This window comes from Oceaniferula spumae (assembly GCF_042849255.1).
GTDB classification, from domain to species: domain Bacteria; phylum Verrucomicrobiota; class Verrucomicrobiia; order Verrucomicrobiales; family Akkermansiaceae; genus Oceaniferula; species Oceaniferula spumae.
This window is the reverse complement of sequence record NZ_AP026866.1, coordinates 1,594,017-1,609,414: the sequence shown is the minus strand read 5'-3', so window position 1 is coordinate 1,609,414 and position 15,398 is coordinate 1,594,017. Positions and strand designations below refer to the sequence as shown.

Below are 15,398 nucleotides of genomic sequence, written 5' to 3'. Positions count from 1 at the left end.
TCTACTCTCTTGAGTTTCACACATGAAGTTTATAGCCATATTGACCTCTGTTATTATAGTGGTCGTGCTACTTATTGAGCCTAACTTTTCTGGGCATGAAACTCGTGATAAAGACAAAACCGAGCAAGATTCATCATCGATCACAACAATCCGGCCAAGCCAACGAATTACAAATATCTTAAAAAACAACAGACAGAACAATCTAACAGAAATTCTATCTGATGAGCATGCGGATATCAAGTCTTGGTTGGACAGTATCCCCAGAAACAAACGAGATCTGATTCTTAATGAAACGTTCAAAGAATTGCAGGTTCACGTCATGAATACCGGAGACTACACTCTTCTTTTGCGCTTGATGAATCATCTTACGAATCAGGAAGCTCGTAATTTAATGATATGGGTAATTGGCGTGAAATCTATACTGGGGCTTAAGCATGATGTAGTAGAACAAATTAAGCTGGTGAACCATTTCAAGGACGGAAAATCCATTATTTTCGAAAGGAAAGTCTATCATGAAGTGGGAGCAAAACGACTTGACGACCTAGCGCAAAGCCCCCTACTTGGGCATCTTGATCAAGAGCAATTTCTGATGGTGTGTCATGGTGCCGTTAAAGAAGGTTTCACTCAGGGGGTTAAAGCTGTATCGCTCGCAAACGATGAGGCAACTAAACGTGCAGCAGCCTCTTTCGTGATGCGGCAAGCGATGAGGCAAAATTCAATGAAAGCATCAAATGAATTGGTCAAGTTGCCTGTAGGAATCATTCGCGATGAAGCAACAGCTAGTCTAATTGGATATTTGGCGGAAAATGGAAGCCTTAGCGAGGCTAAACCCTGGCTCAAAGAAATTAGAGACCCAGTTGCGAAACAGCGAGCCGAGGCGGTATTGAATGTAAAGGAATGATGATTTATTGACCCTATTATCAACGAATCCAACATTTTCATGGGATATCTAAATCTATCTGAACCACGCAAGTTTCTGCCAAGGACCGTTTGCTTTGTTCTCATTGGCTGTGTGGCGTCCCCCTGAAGGACTTGATAGATAATAAGGAGTTAGCAAGGTTTCGATTGTGCGTGTTTACCAAGCTAAAAAACTATCTCCGGACCAACACGAGCGGCAGAAATCTTCCAAATACCTCACCATCACTGGCTCTCTTGAAGCAAAGGAACTGGCTAGTTTATCGCAGTCCGTTGGCCATAGCGCGGTATTCAAGCGCTACACATGGCCAGCTGGTGGAGCGTACTCGGAGCGGATGCAATACCAGCAAGTGATGCCTGGAACACTGGAGCAGGATGAAGATTTGTATTTTGCAATGCCCGGATAGATGGTTGTTCCTGGCGACAAGGGGTTTCTTCACATCGCCAAGTGCGGCGGCACGTATTTCAGCCGTCTGCTTGCGGGAAATGATGCCAGTGGTGCCTTTCATTATTTCAATCGCCACAAAGGTTACACAAGCTTCTCGGCAATCGCATCAACTAACAAAATACCTTGGTTGATCAATCGCAGTTTGTCGTTGTTCATCTCCGCTAATTGGTTGCCTAACAACTCGTCAACGGCTCCCTCCGGGCAATCCTCAAGATAACATTCCGGTAAGCCTTCGGTGGTCCGGAGTAGCAAAGCGATGCGTTCAATGCGATACGCCTCCTCATCGATGATTTCCTCTTCCCGTTTGGCGTGGCCTACGGTGTTCACTGCGTGAATGTATCCAGCAGTGTCTGGAAGGTTGCGCCAGCGACGATCACCAATGGTTGAAACGGCTGATGGGCCGAGACCTAGGTAGTCAACTCCATGCCAGTAACCTTGGTTGTGCCGAGACTCCATACCCGGTTGGGCATAGTTTGAGGTTTCATAGTGATGAAATCCGGCGGCGGTCAGAGTGTCGTGCGCCTGCTGAAATTGCACAGCATTGGTGTCCTCGCTTTGTTTGTAATCACCCTTAGTCAGGCGATCGATGAATTCAGTGTCTTCCTCGTAGGTGAGGTTATAGGCGGAAATGTGATCGGGTTTCAGCGAAACAGCTCTGTCCAAGCTGTGTTGCCAGTCGGCATCGCTCTGGCCGGGGATCGAGAACATCAGATCGATATTGATTTCCTCCATGCCGGACTCGCGAAGAAGTTGCACTGCCTCGGCAGCCTGCTCCGGATTATGCTCTCGGCCGAGTGTTTTCAGAACATGGTCGTTAAACGATTGAATCCCGAGAGATGTTCGGTTCACTCCCATCTCTTTGAAAAGTGCCGCCTTGTTGGTTCCAAAGGTGGCAGGGTTGGCCTCCAGAGTAATGTGGGTGTTTTCTAACGGAAGTGTTTTGTGCAAACCATCGAACAACTCGCGCAGGTGGCCAGGAGAGAGCATGGAGGGTGTGCCTCCTCCCAGATACAGGGTGTCGATGGCAGTGTCACTGGGCAGGGCGCTCCAACATGCAGCCTCCTTATGAATGGCCTGAATGAACGCCCGAAGATCGGTGTCGCCTGGTGTATGCTTGTAAAAGGAGCAGTAAGGACAGATCCGGTGACAAAAGGGAATGTGGACGTAGAGAATCACTTCAGGGGACGGTAGCCAGGTGTCGAGTGTCGGGCTGGGGTTGATTAATCAGAACGTGCCTGACGTCTGGCTCCTGATGCCTGTCCCTGATCAGATTGTCATCGAAGAAAAGCCGCCATCGACCACGAATTCTGATCCTGTGATGAACGACGACGCTGTGTTCGAGGCTAATAACAGAGTGACTCCCATCAGCTCCTCGGCGTTGCCAAAGCGTGACATTGGAGTGTGGCGCAGGATTTCCAAAGCGCGTGTTTCATCACCTTGTTTTGAGGCTTGGGCGGAAGGGAAAAAACCGGGAACGAGGGTGTTCACTCGGATGTCGTGTTCAGCCCATTCGCGCGCGAGGTTTTTGCTGAGGTTATGCACAGCGGCTTTCGCAGCGGAGTAGGTGAAGAGACCGGAGATGGGCATTTTTCCAGCCATGGATCCCATGTTGATGATGCTGCTGGGCTCGTGACGTTTGATAAAGTAATCGCCAAAAATCTGGCAGGCGCGGAAGACACTGTGGAAATTAATATCCATCAGGCGGGTGTATTCTTCCTCACTGATATCGAGGAACGGTGTGCCGGATCCTACGCCTGCGCCGTTGACCAGAATGTCGACCTTGCCAGAGCGGGAAACAACTGCAGAGAGTAAGTCTTCGATGTCGCTGCGTCTGCTGACATCGGCTTTATGAAACCAGGATTTACCACCGAACTCATCAATGGCAGCGAGCTTTTCAATCGCGCTTTCAGGATTTCGTCCGACGAGGATCACTTCAGCTCCTGCACGTGCCATGGCAATGCCCATGGTTCCGCAAAGGTTTCCGGTGCCGCCGATCACAACGGCAACTTGGCCCTTGAGATTGAAAAGTGAGTTAAGAAAGTCCATGGTGTGATGGTGATTAGGGAATTGGGATTGCGAAGTTAGGTGATGAGTGCCGCTTGGGGCAACAAGTTGGAAATGAATTACTGCTCCAGCGGCAGAAGGTCCGATTTCCAGTTTCCAGCTAAATCTTCTTCTGAATCATGGCATTGGCGCGGAGACGCTCCATCCAGCGGTCATGCTTGGCCTTGTTTTTGCGGGCACGGACGCGTGATTCAATGGTTTTACGCACTTTGCTCAATGGTGGCACGGGGCCGTAGTGCTTTTTGTCGACACGTACGATGGTAAATCCGCGGCCGTCTTCAAGTGGTCCGAGAACTTTGCCAATTTCGGTGTCCATCAGGATGGAAGCAAAGGCAGGGGAGAGATCGGTGCGTTTTTGTTTCACGACCTTGCCACCCTCTTCCGCATAGGAGTCAGCTGAGTATTTTTTGGCGAGTTCCTCAAAATCGGCCCCCTTGTTGAGTTGATTGACGATGTCTTCGGCAAGTTCGAGCTGAACTTTAGGCGTCACCAAGGCATTGGTCGGATCTGCCTTGAGGATGTAAATCTTGTGGTAGTCTATGGCGTCACCGGAAGTGTCGCGCATTTTGAGTTTGTGCTTATTATACTCGGCGCTGACTTCGTTGGGTAGTGGCGGCACGGCATTTTTGAACTGCTGAGCACGCATCGCTTGGACGATGAGTTTTTTCTCAGTCTCTTTGCGGTGCTGTTGCGGTGTGACTCCGGCTTCGCGCAGGGATTTGTTAAACTCGCTACGGCTGCTGTTGTAGAGTTCGCGCACTTGGCGATCGATTTCTGAATCGATGGCGTGGGCAGGAATGCTACCCTTAATGATCAAGCGGAACTCGGAGAGGATGAGTTCACGTTCGATCAGGCTGTCGAGAATCTCGTTCCGAGCTTTGGAAATCAGTTGGTCGTATTGCGGTCCCTTACGAGGCATCGCTGCGTCCAGTTGCTGACGGTATGGGGTGAGGTGGTAATTAACCTCGTTGAGAGTGATTACAGCGCCATTTACCTTGGCGGCAATACCAGTGACCTGGCGGGCTTCAGCTGTGATCGCAAGCGTGGGTAGGACGCAAGCAATGGCGAGAATTCGGTGAATGGCTGTCATATCTAAAAATTGGAGGATGGTTTTGGGCGACGCGAGCAGTGTGAGTAAGATTACCGCTTCTGGCAAGGATTCATCAAATAGACGGTCCCAATAGGTCGGTTTGTTCAAATTAAATTGATCGAAGCATCTCCAGCGTCTCTGAGAGCTTGTCGGCAGGTTTGATCGATTTTAGGCGCGGAAATCGTTTTGCGCTAAGAAAAATATACTCGCCGTTTCGTGTCAGCATCAGTCGTTGTTCACGGATTTCCACGCTGGTGATACTCGCAGCGGCAGCCGCCAGTTTGACTGCGGTGGCGGTGAGTAAATTGGCGGTGGACTCGGGAGGCTTGCCAAATCGGTCGATCCAGCGGGTTTGCAGGCTTTTTAGCTCCTTCTGGGTGACCAGCTCGGCGAGTTCTTTGTAGGCGGAAATTCGCAGTCTGGCCTCTGGCATGTAGTCGGCCGGAAGGTAGGCTGGGAGGTTGCCGATTCCGTCGTTCTTATTTTCCCGACTTGTCGCCTGGAGATACTCCGCCTCGCTGAAACAGATGAAATCGGCCTTGAAAGTGACATCCACCCGCTGTGTGATTTTTCCGTCACGAAGCCGATCAATCGACTGCCTGAGTAGCTGACAGTAGAGATCGAAACCGACAGCCGCGATGTGACCCGACTGTTTAGTTCCAAGCAAATTCCCAGCACCGCGGATTTCAAGATCCCGCATCGCGATTTTAAATCCTGACCCTAGTGCGGTGTATTGTTGGATCGCATTGATGCGTTTTCGAGCATCGCCTTGAATGAGGTCAGAAGGGAGCAGTAAAATGGCATAGGCTTGTCCACCGGCTCGTCCTACCCGGCCGCGAAGCTGGTAGAGATCAGCGAGGCCAAAGCGGTCTGCGCGATCGATGATGATGGTATTGGCGTTGGGGATGTCGATGCCGCTCTCGATGATAGTGGTGGCTAACAGAATATCCGCCTTACCCTGAACGAAGGTGCGCATGACCACCTCCAGTTCGTCTTTCTCCATCTGACCGTGGCCCACGACGATGGAGGCTTCGGGCACCAGTTTTTTCAAGGCCGATTGCACAAGGTCGATGCTCTTTACCCGATTGTGCAGGAAGAAAATTTGTCCACCGCGTTTTAGCTCACGGCGAATGGCATCGCGGATAATGCCTTTGTCATAGCCGTGAATGGAGGTGTTAATAGGGACTTTTCCTGGTAACGGAGTATCGATGGTCGACATGTCTCTCGCGCCCATCAATGAGAGATAGAGGGTGCGGGGAATAGGTGTGGCCGAAAGTGTTAGGACATCGATGTTGCGGAACATTTCCTTGAAACGTTCCTTGTGTTTGACTCCGAAGCGTTGTTCTTCATCAACGATGGCGATACCGAGATCCTTGAATTTGATGTCTTTCGAAATCAGCCGATGAGTTCCTATGACGAGATCCACACTGCCATCAGCCAGGCCTTTGATTGTTTCTTTTACCTCGCTAGCCTTTCGGAACCTGTTGAGTAGTTCGATGCGAATAGGGTAATCGCTCATGCGCTCCCGGAACGTGCGCCAGTGTTGCTCCGCGAGCACGGTGGTGGGCACTAACACGGCTGCTTGTTTCCCTCCGGTTACTGCTTTGAAAGCTGCCCGGATCGCGACCTCGGTTTTTCCAAACCCCACGTCGCCACAGATCAGCCGGTCCATGGGTTTTGCAGATTCCATGTCTGCTTTCACATCCTCAATCGAGTCCCTCTGTCCGGGGGTGATGGTATGATGGAAGGAATTCTCAAACTCCCACATCCAGCGACTGTCCGGAGGGTGGCAGTAGCCCGGCTGGGTATGACGCTCGGCCTGCATCTGGAGAAGCTTCGCGGCATAATCCAGGATGGATTTCTCAGCAGAGTTCTTTGCTTTCTGCCAAGCCCCGGTGCCAAGTCGACTGAGATCCGGCTCCTTGCCACCCAGCCCGACGTATTTGGAAAGCAAGTGCGAGTGATCTAACGGAACACTGAGAATGGCCCCATCGCGATAACGGATGTGGATTTCTTCGTGGCCATCTTCATCGCGCTCGATTCCTTGGAATCTGCCCACGCCATATTCAGTGTGCACCACCAGATCACCCTTGCTGATATCCTCGAGTGCTGTTTGGGCTCTCGCTCGACGCTGGTGATCTACACGTGAGGCACGTTTTCTAGTCTGCGGTGTTTGGTAACGACCAAACAGCTCGGCAGATGATAGAAATGCCAGTCCGGCATTGGGCGCGGTGAATCCTTGCACCAGATCTCCAGAGAGTGGAGTGATGGCTCCGGATTTGAAGAAGTCTTGGTCGACCAGTTCTTCGAAACGTTCACGCTCCCCCTTGTTTGCGAAGGTGAGAAAGATTTTCCACTGATCCGATTTCCAATCGGCAATCTGTTGAAAAAATCGATGTCTGCGAGCTTCATTGAGAATGAAGTCGCCAGCGTCGAAGGTTCCTAACGGTGTGCCCAAGCAGATGGAATCTCCAACGCCATCTTGGTTGACGTATCCATGGGCAGCCGAATTAGGTTCATCGTCACCAGCCGCCAGCCATCGGTCGTTTTTCGACATGAAGTCTCTAACAGTGGCTGTTTGTTCAGGTTCGGCGATGGTGATCTCCGCCTGTTTCACCCGGCGCACGGAAACCTGAGTATCGATATCAAACTCACGCAGCGACTCAACTTCGGTGTCAAAAAACTCCATCCGGAGTGGAGCTGCAGCATGCCATGAAAACAGATCCATGATGCCACCACGGCGCGCCACTTGTCCGTGAGCGTGCACTTGGGTCACTCGCTCATAACCATTTTCAATAAGCTTCTTTTCTAACAAGTCAGGATCAAGATCGTCACCAAGGTGGATCATCTGAGCCGATTCCTGCAGTGTGATGGGGGAGGGGGAGGCCGCATCGAGCGAATCGGGAGAGAGAATGACGACTTGGGATTTTTTCCCCGTTGGTGCGCTGCACAGAGTGTTCATCACATCCAGCCTTTCGGCGATGGTTTCTGGCGGCGCAGTCAGTTGGTCATCCTCGGACTCGGGAAGGTCAGGGAGCACGAGCGGGCGGATATTCCAGAGATCGAGTTCCACCGCAATCCGGTCCCGCACCCGGGGATTCGGGTGAGTCAGCCAAACTCTTGCTCCGGGTTTGTTAGATGCCAAGGCATCGGAACATAGCGAGGTGATAAAGGAGAGGGCGGCGGTGTCTACTGGGGAGAAAGCCGCAGGCTCTTGCCCACGTACAAACGCTTCCAGCCGTTTCGAGAACGGCGGAGAGGTCCGGGCCTCGGTGATTCCTGGTAGTGAGTCCAGACTGTCACCGGGCGATGTATGTGGAGTCTTGGTTGACACCCGCATACGCTATAGCCGCATGTCTCTGACTGTGCAAGCCGTAGCTAGCGTTTGAAGCTGAGGGCATTCGTGTGTTTAAGATATTTGAATTTTTTCAAATCGTCCCTTTATCTACCACAGAATGTGGGGTATATCTGTCCGCATGGAGTTTGGCACGGATTATGGAAAATGCAGTTGGATTAAGAACTTACCAATGGCCGGTGTATTCATCGGTATTTGGGCACTGACAGCATGTTCATCGTCGCCGCAACTCGCAAGTGGTGATCGGTCCGGTGCTGGCTCCGATTATGGTGCCACGGCGTCGCGTGGTGGTGGATTTGTAGCCTCCGCCCCAAAGAAAAGTCCTTCAGCGCTCTACCGAGAGGTGAATGTGAACAAGAATTATATTCCGAAGGGGAAATACGCCAGGGCATACCGTCGCCGGATGAATCCCAAATACATCACTATTCACAGCACTCAGAATTACTCCGCAGGAGCAGATGCGTGGCGCCACTCTAAAGCGCTCAATACTGGAAAACTTCGTGCCTACAAACGCAAGGGCGGTAACCGCATCGGTTATCTCACATGGCACTACACCGTGGATCAGGACAGAGCGGTGCAACACCTTCCCTGTGATGAACAAGGCGAGCACGCCGACTTCGATGGTCCTGGTAACAACTACAGCATTGCCATCGAGATGTGCGAAAACCGAGGCAACAGCCGTGAGGCCACCATCGAACGCACCGCCAAACTAACAGCTTGGCTGATGAAAGAGTATGACATCCCACTTCGCAAAGTAGTGCCTCACTACCACTGGGAGCGCAAAGGACTTAGTAAGCCTCACAAAAATTGCCCTCACTACCTCTTGGATAACGGTCGACCAGGTGCCAAGTGGCAATGGTACCTCGCCAAGGTAAATAAGTATTACAAATCAATCACTAGTGGCAGCCCCAGCGTCATACCTCGGCCTGCGCCAAGCACAACTGTCGCCACGCGTTCTGTGCCCACCACACAAGCTAAGCCGGTTTATACTCCTGCGCCTCCACGTCCCACTGTGGCCCGCAAGCCAACACCTCGCCCAACACCCAAGCCAAAGACTCGTTACCACACGGTCAGCAGAGGCGACACCCTCTACGGTCTGTCACGCCGCTACGGAACTTCAGTTTCTGCCATTCAAAAAGCGAATGGTTTGAAAGGCAGTACCATCGTGAACGGCAAAAGACTCCGTATTCCCTGATCGACCTGTGATGGAGACCGATCCGGATACATGGTATCAGTGCGACCGCTGCACCGCCTGCTGTAAATGGCCCGGCGATGTCAGAGTTGAGGATGACGAAGTGGAAAAAATCGCCGCCTTTGTGGGCATGGAGACCCAAGCCTTCATCGATCAATACACCCGCTTACGAACGAACCGAACGGGTCTGTCTTTGATCGAAAAGGAAAACCACGAATGTATCATGTTAGATGGGGACTCATGTCGCATCAACCCGGTGAAACCTGAGCAGTGCCGTGGATTTCCCAACAAATGGAATTTTCCCGGTTGGCAGCAGGTCTGTCAGGCGAAAGCTATCCCCATGGCCAAGGCAAAAGCCATGGGACTGGTCAAATAGTCGGCTTTTTTTGCTGGGGATGAACATCAATCCCATGGCACAAAAAAACTCAAAGACGATGCAGTCACACCGTCTTTGAGTTGATAGGGATCGTTTTTGATTAGTCTTGCATGCCGGCGGCCCATCTTGGCTGACCGTTGCGGATGGCGAAGGCTAATACCTTGTCACGCAAGGCACCTGTGCGAGTATCAAACAGCTCCACAGTGGCCGGGCCATGTGAGCCGCGTGATTTCACGACAATTTGATTTTGCTCGGAGATGAAGCGGGTGCGCTCGATGTTAGGCGAAGCGGTGCGGCACACGGCGACTCTACGTCCACCCTCCATGATGGTGACTGAGCCGACGCCATTACGCGCTGTAAGTGGACGGCCGTATGATGGGTTGGAGGCGTTGCTGCCACCAGAGCCAGGTCTGATGCCTTTGGAATAGCCAGCTTCGTAGCCACGGAAGAAAGCTCCACGGTCAGCCTGTGAATAGGCGGCGGAGTGTCTGCTTGGTGTTCTTGAGAGGCCTCTTTGGCCGTCATGTTGACCTTTGCGAAATCCAAGGTCATAACCGCTACGTGGCTGGTTAGATGAAGATGGTGAATACGAGCCAGCCTGAACCATAGGGTCACAGCTGGTGAAACAGAGACATGAGGACAGGGCCGCGGCGGATAGTAATAGTTTAATCATTGGTTTGTTGAGTTCGAGTTACTAGGTTGATGGGGAATCTGAGTCTACGGTGTTAGGGGCACTGCGCAATCAATAAATGAGCTGCAAAGAAATTAGATACTCGATTTCTCCATCCGGACACGTGGTGTCGATGGAATTCATGGAACTCCATTGATGGACGCTTCTAACTAGCCAACCAATTTTGCTAGTTTATCCTCGATCTCACGCTGCTTCTTCTCGTCCTCAATCTTGGATCCGTCTGGCCAGGTGACGTAAAGCGTGTCCATGGCTGCTCCTTTTTCAGTGCAAATCCGAGCGTGAACGGTGGCAAGACCGAGCTCACCAATGGCGAGGAAGAGATCGTGCAGGAGACCGATTCGGTCGAGTGCCTGGATCTCGATGGCGGTGCAGGTTGGGCTGATCTCGTTGTTGACGTAGACGCGAGTGGGGAAGGGGATGCCGCCCTCGGTTTTGTCGTCGTGGAGTAGGTTGGTCCGAGGCTTGAGATACTTGGCCGCTTGGTAATCCTTGAGCGGATCCGGGTCTTCGTTGAGCGTGCGGAAGGTATTGATGACTTTCTGGCGAGTGCGTTCACTGGTGACTGGCCCCATTTCTGGTGTGCAGATTTGGAAAAGATCACAGACCACTCCGTCCATCCGAGTGTAGACGTCGGCAGCGATGATGTTGATGTTGGCATTAGCCAGGGCGCAGCACATTTTCTCACAGAAAAGCGGTCGGTTCCAGGCAGTTACCACCAACTCTGTGAGCGAGCGATTGTCACGATCGATCCAGCTGAGGTCGCACTCGAAGCCACCATCCGATAGCGCATCGCGTGAGAGGAACTTTTGGATTGAGCGGATGTGAATGGCGATGTTACGCGCATCGCGGAAGCGGAAGTAGGCAGCCGGCATCTGCTCGAAGTGCTTGAGCATTTGCTCGTGGAATGACTTGGGCAGTTTCTTACGGCAAATTTCTAACAGTTCGGCTTTGTTTTCATCCATCACCGTGTGGAAGTGTTCCTTACCTTTCTTCAGCCAGAGTCGGGTAGAATGATAGAGCTGGAGCATCAAGGTTTCCTTCCATGGCGACCAGGCTTCATCATTGGTGCCATTGGAATCGGCCCAAGTGAAAAGCAGTAGAGCATCGAGGTTCCGCTTGTTTTTCATCAGCCCGGCAAACTCCTCGATCACGGAGGGATCCTCAAGGTTGCGGCTAGTGGCAAAGCGCCAGAAGGTGAGGTGGTGGTCCACCAGGAACATGATCAATGCACGGCGGCCACCGCGAATCTGGAGGCGGCGGCAGACTCGGTCGGCCAGCATGGTGGAGCCGTCAATGTGCTCACGGACATTTTCCGCCCGACCTGAATCGTGCAGCAGAATCGCGAGATAGACCGCATAGGGGTCTTGAATCTCGTGTAACAAACGGCGGTAGAGTTTACGCCCAGGGTTGGTATCTTCTGGCTGGCCGACCAGACTATCGAGCTGATCCACGCAGCGCAGCGTGTGTTCATCGGCGGTGTAGCGATGGAAAAATTCGTGCTGCACCAGACAGTCCATGGCTCCGAACTCCGGCATGTAGTTGTCTAACACCTTGGTGCGATGCATCAGGCGCAATATGCGACCGACCTCCCCCTTGCGCTCAAGAATGGCGCGGAAGGTCTCGCGGTTATCGACGCTGTAGCGGAAGGCTCGGTCGATTTTTTTACTCGCACGATGAATGTATTTACGAGCCTGCGGGCTGAGTTCGAGCGAACGGATCTGGCAGTGTTGGAACAGCCGCATCAAACGGTTAGGCTCATCGCTGATGACATCTTTATTTTGTAGGAAAATACGGTCGTTGCGTGAAAAGAAACCATCAAATTTTTCGATTTTACCTTTTTTATGTACGAAAGGTATTTTGCCTAACAAACCGTGACTACTGCGGTCCTCATTCTCAATTTCGAAGTACTCCATCAGCGATGTGCTGTGACGGAAAATGGCGCGGGTGTGGCGGTAGTAGTCCCGCATGAAGGCTTCACAACGACGCAGTATGGTCTTCTGAGGGTAATTGAAGTTGGTGGCGACAACGCCCTGTAAACGCAATGTTAGGATATCGGTGCCGCGACCGGTTTCATAGTGAAGTTCGTTGCGAACACGGTGGAGGAAGTCGTATCCCTTGTTGAGCTGGCGACAGGTGCTGCCAGTGATAATTTTCGCTTCCGCCAGCTGCTCGTTGGTCTTGAAACCTAGTTTGACCCGCGCCACCCAGAGAATGTTTTGGTAGTCGCGCAGACCACCGCAGCTTTCCTTAACGTGAGGTTCTTGGAGAAAGACGGTGTGGGAATACTTGCTGTGCCGGCGGCGAAGGTCCTCGCGGCGGAGATCGAAAAAGGCTTCCTGCCCTTTTTGCACACATTCCTTATCGAAACGTTGCTCGAAATCGGCAAACAGCTCCTTGTCACCCGCGATGTAGCGGGCATCCATCAGGGCGGTTTTATTCTGCTGATCTTTGCGAGCTTCACCAATGCACTCCGCGATGGAGCGCGATGCGTGACCAACCTTGAAGCCGGCGTCCCAGAGGATGTAGAGAATTTCCTGGATAATGGTGGCCAGCGTCTCGGTGACTTTGTTTGAGGCGCGTGGCAGTAGGAAAAGGAGGTCCAGATCCGAACTTGGATTTAAATGTCTACGGCCATAGCCCCCTTGGGCAACGAGGGTGACCGTGGGGGCGCTGCCCTCGTGCCTGCCGATTGCGGCGGTGAACATGACATCAAGAATAATGTCTAACAGAAGGGCGCGTGCCTCGGCGATTTCAAGGCCACCGGCGCCTTCGTCATGAAGCTGCCTGATGGTGGCTTCCTCCTGCTTGATAAAGCGCATCACCACTCCGGCACTTTCCATGCGGGTCAACTGACCGCTGCTGATCGCTCGGAGTTCTGTGTGGGCGCGTGATTTAAGTTCTGTAAGGGGCACGAGATGGTGTGTGTTTGATGGTATGTGCGAGAAGTCGGAGGCGGGCTATCGCTTACGTTTGTCTTTCGGAAGTTTGAGCCAGCTGCGAATTTCATCCAGAGGTTTGCAGTTCAAGACGTCTTCACGGCGTAGCCAACCTTTGCGTGCAAGACGTATGCCAAAAGCAAGGTATTGCAGCTGTTCTGTGGCATGCGCATCAGGGTTGATGGAGGTCATCAGGCCCTTGTCACGGGCACGGTGCCAGTGGCGCCAATCCATGTCGAGTCGGCGGGGATTGCAGTTCAATTCGATGATGGTTCCGGTGCGGACGGCGCAGTCGATGATCTTGTCCACGTTCACCGCATAACCTTCGCGGCGCAGCAGCAATCTCCCTGTCAGGTGACCGATCATGGTGACGTGCGGGTTTTCCATCGCCTTGATAATGCGGGCGGTCATTTCCTTTTCGGAGAGCTGGAATGATCCGTGTATAGATGCCACGCTGTAGTCGAGTTGCTCTAACACATCATCCTCAAAGTCGAGTGAACCGTCTTTAAGAATGTCGACTTCTGTGCCGGTGAATATTTGAAAGTCGTCCCATGTTTGATTCAACTTCTTGATAGCCTCCACCTGCTTGAGGAGTCGGTCTGCGTAGAGACCGTTGGCCTGGAATTGCGATTTTGAGTGATCTGCGATGCCAAGATATTGCAGGCCGAGATCACGTGCCGCCTCGGCCATTTCTTCGAGAGTATTCTTACCATCGGAGGCGGTGGTGTGGTTGTGGAACGTACCTCGCAGATTTTCCAATTCCACAAGCCGTGGGATTTCTCCTGCCTCAGCGGCTTCGATTTCACCGCGGTTTTCCCGGAGTTCGGGCGGGATGCGATCGAGTTTTAAAATGCGATAGATATCAGACTCTTCTTTGACCGATGGCGCAGCAGGGGATGTTTTGTCCTTGGGCGTGAAGCCATACTCGTTCATCGACCATCCGTGTTTCAATGCCCGTGAACGAAGTGCCACATTGTGCTCCTTACTTCCTGAGAAATACTGCAACGCAAAGGGGAATTGATCGTTGGAAACAGCACGGAGATCACACTGAAGACCGTTATCGAGCCTGATCGATGCCTTGGTGTCACCACAGGCGATCACGGATGCCACTTCGGGCATCTGGCTGAAATATTCGGTCATCTTCGCTGGCTTTGATGTAGCGACTAGGAAGTCAAGATCGTGCAGGACTTCCTTGCTACGGCGGTATGAACCGGCGATGGCGACCCGCAGTGAGTCTGGGTGTTCGCGCAGGGTGTCTAACATTTTTTCCGCGATGGGAGCAATGTCACCGAGACGGAATAGATCTGCGAACTGTTCTTTCAGGTCGATTGCTTCTAACAGCTTCTCGATGGACTTTTTACCGAAGCCAGGAAGGGCGGCAGCGCTGCCATCGGTGCAGGCTGTTTTCAGAGCCTCAATGGAGTCGACACCGAGTTGATCATAAAGAGCGCGGACTTTTTTGGGACCGAGCCCCTGAATGCCGAAGAGGTCGAACAGACCTTCGGGAAATTCGCCGCGTAGTTTCTCGTGGAAGACGAGCTTTCCTGTGCTGGCAAGCTCGTGCAGTTTTTCCTGCAGCGCCTTGCCGATGCCTTTGATGCCATCCAGCTCATTGGCTGCGGCTTTGGCGACGATGTCTCCGTCGAAGTTCCTGACCGTTTCCGCGCCGTTGCGGTAGGCGCGTGTCTTGAACGGGTTCTCACCCTTGATTTCTAACAATAGTGCGATTTCATCAAGGACGGAAGCGATGTCATCGCGAGAGATGGCCATGGGAAAAGATATGGTGTGTGAGATGGGTTATCGGCGGGTGAGAGTGAAGCTTTCAGGATTGTAATGATCCTTTGGGCTGAACAACCAGCCGGGTTGCTTATCGACCACTTCGTAGCCGGTGAGCATGAACTCGGGGAGAATTTGATTTGAGTTCACCTCATAGGCTTTCTTGCCAGTGAAGTAACCGCGGATGCGGTATTCGTAGTTCTGATCGTAACCGTATCGTTGTCCAACTGGACCGTTCTCTGGCAGGCGGTCAGGGTTGCGTTTGCGGCTCTCGTTGAAAATCACAAGTTGAGCGCTGCTGGCACTCTGGCGTGGTTTCCGCAGGTATCCCCAGAAGCGTGTTTTCTGCACGTAATATCGACGTCCGTAATAGAAATCACCTGTTGGCTCGCTGGCGATCTGGGCATTTCGTTCAGCGACTGTGGGGCCGCCCATGTTAGGTGGACCGTAGGTCGGGTTGCCGAGACTTCCGCCACTGTCTGAGCAGGAGTTTAGCAGTAAAGCTGTGAGGGCGGGCAGAAGTAAGATCAGAGATTTCCACATGCCGTTATCCTT

General features: G+C 52.3%; 12 protein-coding genes. 4 read left to right on the top strand and 8 right to left on the bottom strand.

Going from position 1 to position 15,398, the window contains the following annotated elements; genetic code table 11:
• Nucleotides 1-22: 22 nt before the first annotated feature.
• Together ACSPJT_RS06760 and ACSPJT_RS06755 are read left to right on the top strand one after the other, a co-directional pair.
• Nucleotides 23-901, top strand: coding sequence for a hypothetical protein (locus ACSPJT_RS06760; RefSeq protein ID WP_435895608.1), 879 nt, complete (start codon nucleotides 23-25; stop codon nucleotides 899-901).
• Between the two features lie 166 nt (nucleotides 902-1,067).
• Nucleotides 1,068-1,322, top strand: a complete 255-nt coding sequence (locus ACSPJT_RS06755; RefSeq protein WP_435895607.1) for a hypothetical protein — start codon at nucleotides 1,068-1,070, stop codon at nucleotides 1,320-1,322.
• A gap of 122 nt (nucleotides 1,323-1,444) precedes the next feature.
• On the opposite strand, the gene hemW is transcribed toward ACSPJT_RS06755, so the two are convergent.
• The 4 genes from hemW to mfd all read right to left on the bottom strand — a co-directional run bounded on the left by hemW (nucleotide 1,445) and on the right by mfd (nucleotide 7,857).
• Nucleotides 1,445-2,539, bottom strand: coding sequence for a radical SAM family heme chaperone HemW (gene hemW / locus ACSPJT_RS06750; protein ID WP_435895606.1), 1,095 nt, complete (start codon nucleotides 2,537-2,539; stop codon nucleotides 1,445-1,447).
• 90 nt (nucleotides 2,540-2,629) lie between these two features.
• A complete protein-coding gene (locus ACSPJT_RS06745) occupies nucleotides 2,630-3,409 on the bottom strand; it encodes an SDR family NAD(P)-dependent oxidoreductase (RefSeq protein ID WP_435895605.1) in 780 nt (259 codons plus the stop codon).
• A gap of 118 nt (nucleotides 3,410-3,527) precedes the next feature.
• Complete coding sequence (locus tag ACSPJT_RS06740) at nucleotides 3,528-4,517, bottom strand: peptidylprolyl isomerase (RefSeq protein WP_435895604.1); 990 nt, start codon at nucleotides 4,515-4,517, stop codon at nucleotides 3,528-3,530.
• 109 nt (nucleotides 4,518-4,626) lie between these two features.
• Nucleotides 4,627-7,857 (bottom strand): transcription-repair coupling factor, encoded by a 3,231-nt coding sequence (mfd, locus tag ACSPJT_RS06735; RefSeq protein ID WP_435895603.1) that lies wholly within the window; start codon nucleotides 7,855-7,857, stop codon nucleotides 4,627-4,629.
• Between the two features lie 115 nt (nucleotides 7,858-7,972).
• Between mfd and ACSPJT_RS06730 the strand changes: the two genes are divergently transcribed.
• The gene (locus tag ACSPJT_RS06730; protein WP_435895602.1) at nucleotides 7,973-9,067 is read left to right on the top strand and encodes an N-acetylmuramoyl-L-alanine amidase; all 1,095 of its coding nucleotides are present in this window, start codon (nucleotides 7,973-7,975) and stop codon (nucleotides 9,065-9,067) included.
• A gap of 10 nt (nucleotides 9,068-9,077) precedes the next feature.
• A complete protein-coding gene (locus ACSPJT_RS06725) occupies nucleotides 9,078-9,440 on the top strand; it encodes a YkgJ family cysteine cluster protein (RefSeq protein ID WP_435895601.1) in 363 nt (120 codons plus the stop codon).
• Nucleotides 9,441-9,540: 100 nt separating this feature from the next.
• Here the strand turns inward: ACSPJT_RS06725 and ACSPJT_RS06720 are convergent, their stop codons facing one another.
• The 4 genes from ACSPJT_RS06720 to ACSPJT_RS06705 form a co-directional block, all read right to left on the bottom strand.
• On the bottom strand, nucleotides 9,541-10,113 hold the full coding sequence (locus tag ACSPJT_RS06720) for a hypothetical protein (RefSeq protein ID WP_435895600.1): 573 nt from the start codon (nucleotides 10,111-10,113) through the stop codon (nucleotides 9,541-9,543).
• 167 nt (nucleotides 10,114-10,280) lie between these two features.
• The gene (glnD, locus tag ACSPJT_RS06715) at nucleotides 10,281-13,043 is read right to left on the bottom strand and encodes a [protein-PII] uridylyltransferase (protein ID WP_435895599.1); all 2,763 of its coding nucleotides are present in this window, start codon (nucleotides 13,041-13,043) and stop codon (nucleotides 10,281-10,283) included.
• A gap of 45 nt (nucleotides 13,044-13,088) precedes the next feature.
• Nucleotides 13,089-14,837 (bottom strand): DNA polymerase/3'-5' exonuclease PolX, encoded by a 1,749-nt coding sequence (gene polX / locus ACSPJT_RS06710; RefSeq protein WP_435895598.1) that lies wholly within the window; start codon nucleotides 14,835-14,837, stop codon nucleotides 13,089-13,091.
• Between the two features lie 27 nt (nucleotides 14,838-14,864).
• A complete protein-coding gene (locus tag ACSPJT_RS06705) occupies nucleotides 14,865-15,386 on the bottom strand; it encodes a hypothetical protein (protein ID WP_435895597.1) in 522 nt (173 codons plus the stop codon).
• Nucleotides 15,387-15,398 lie beyond the last annotated feature (12 nt).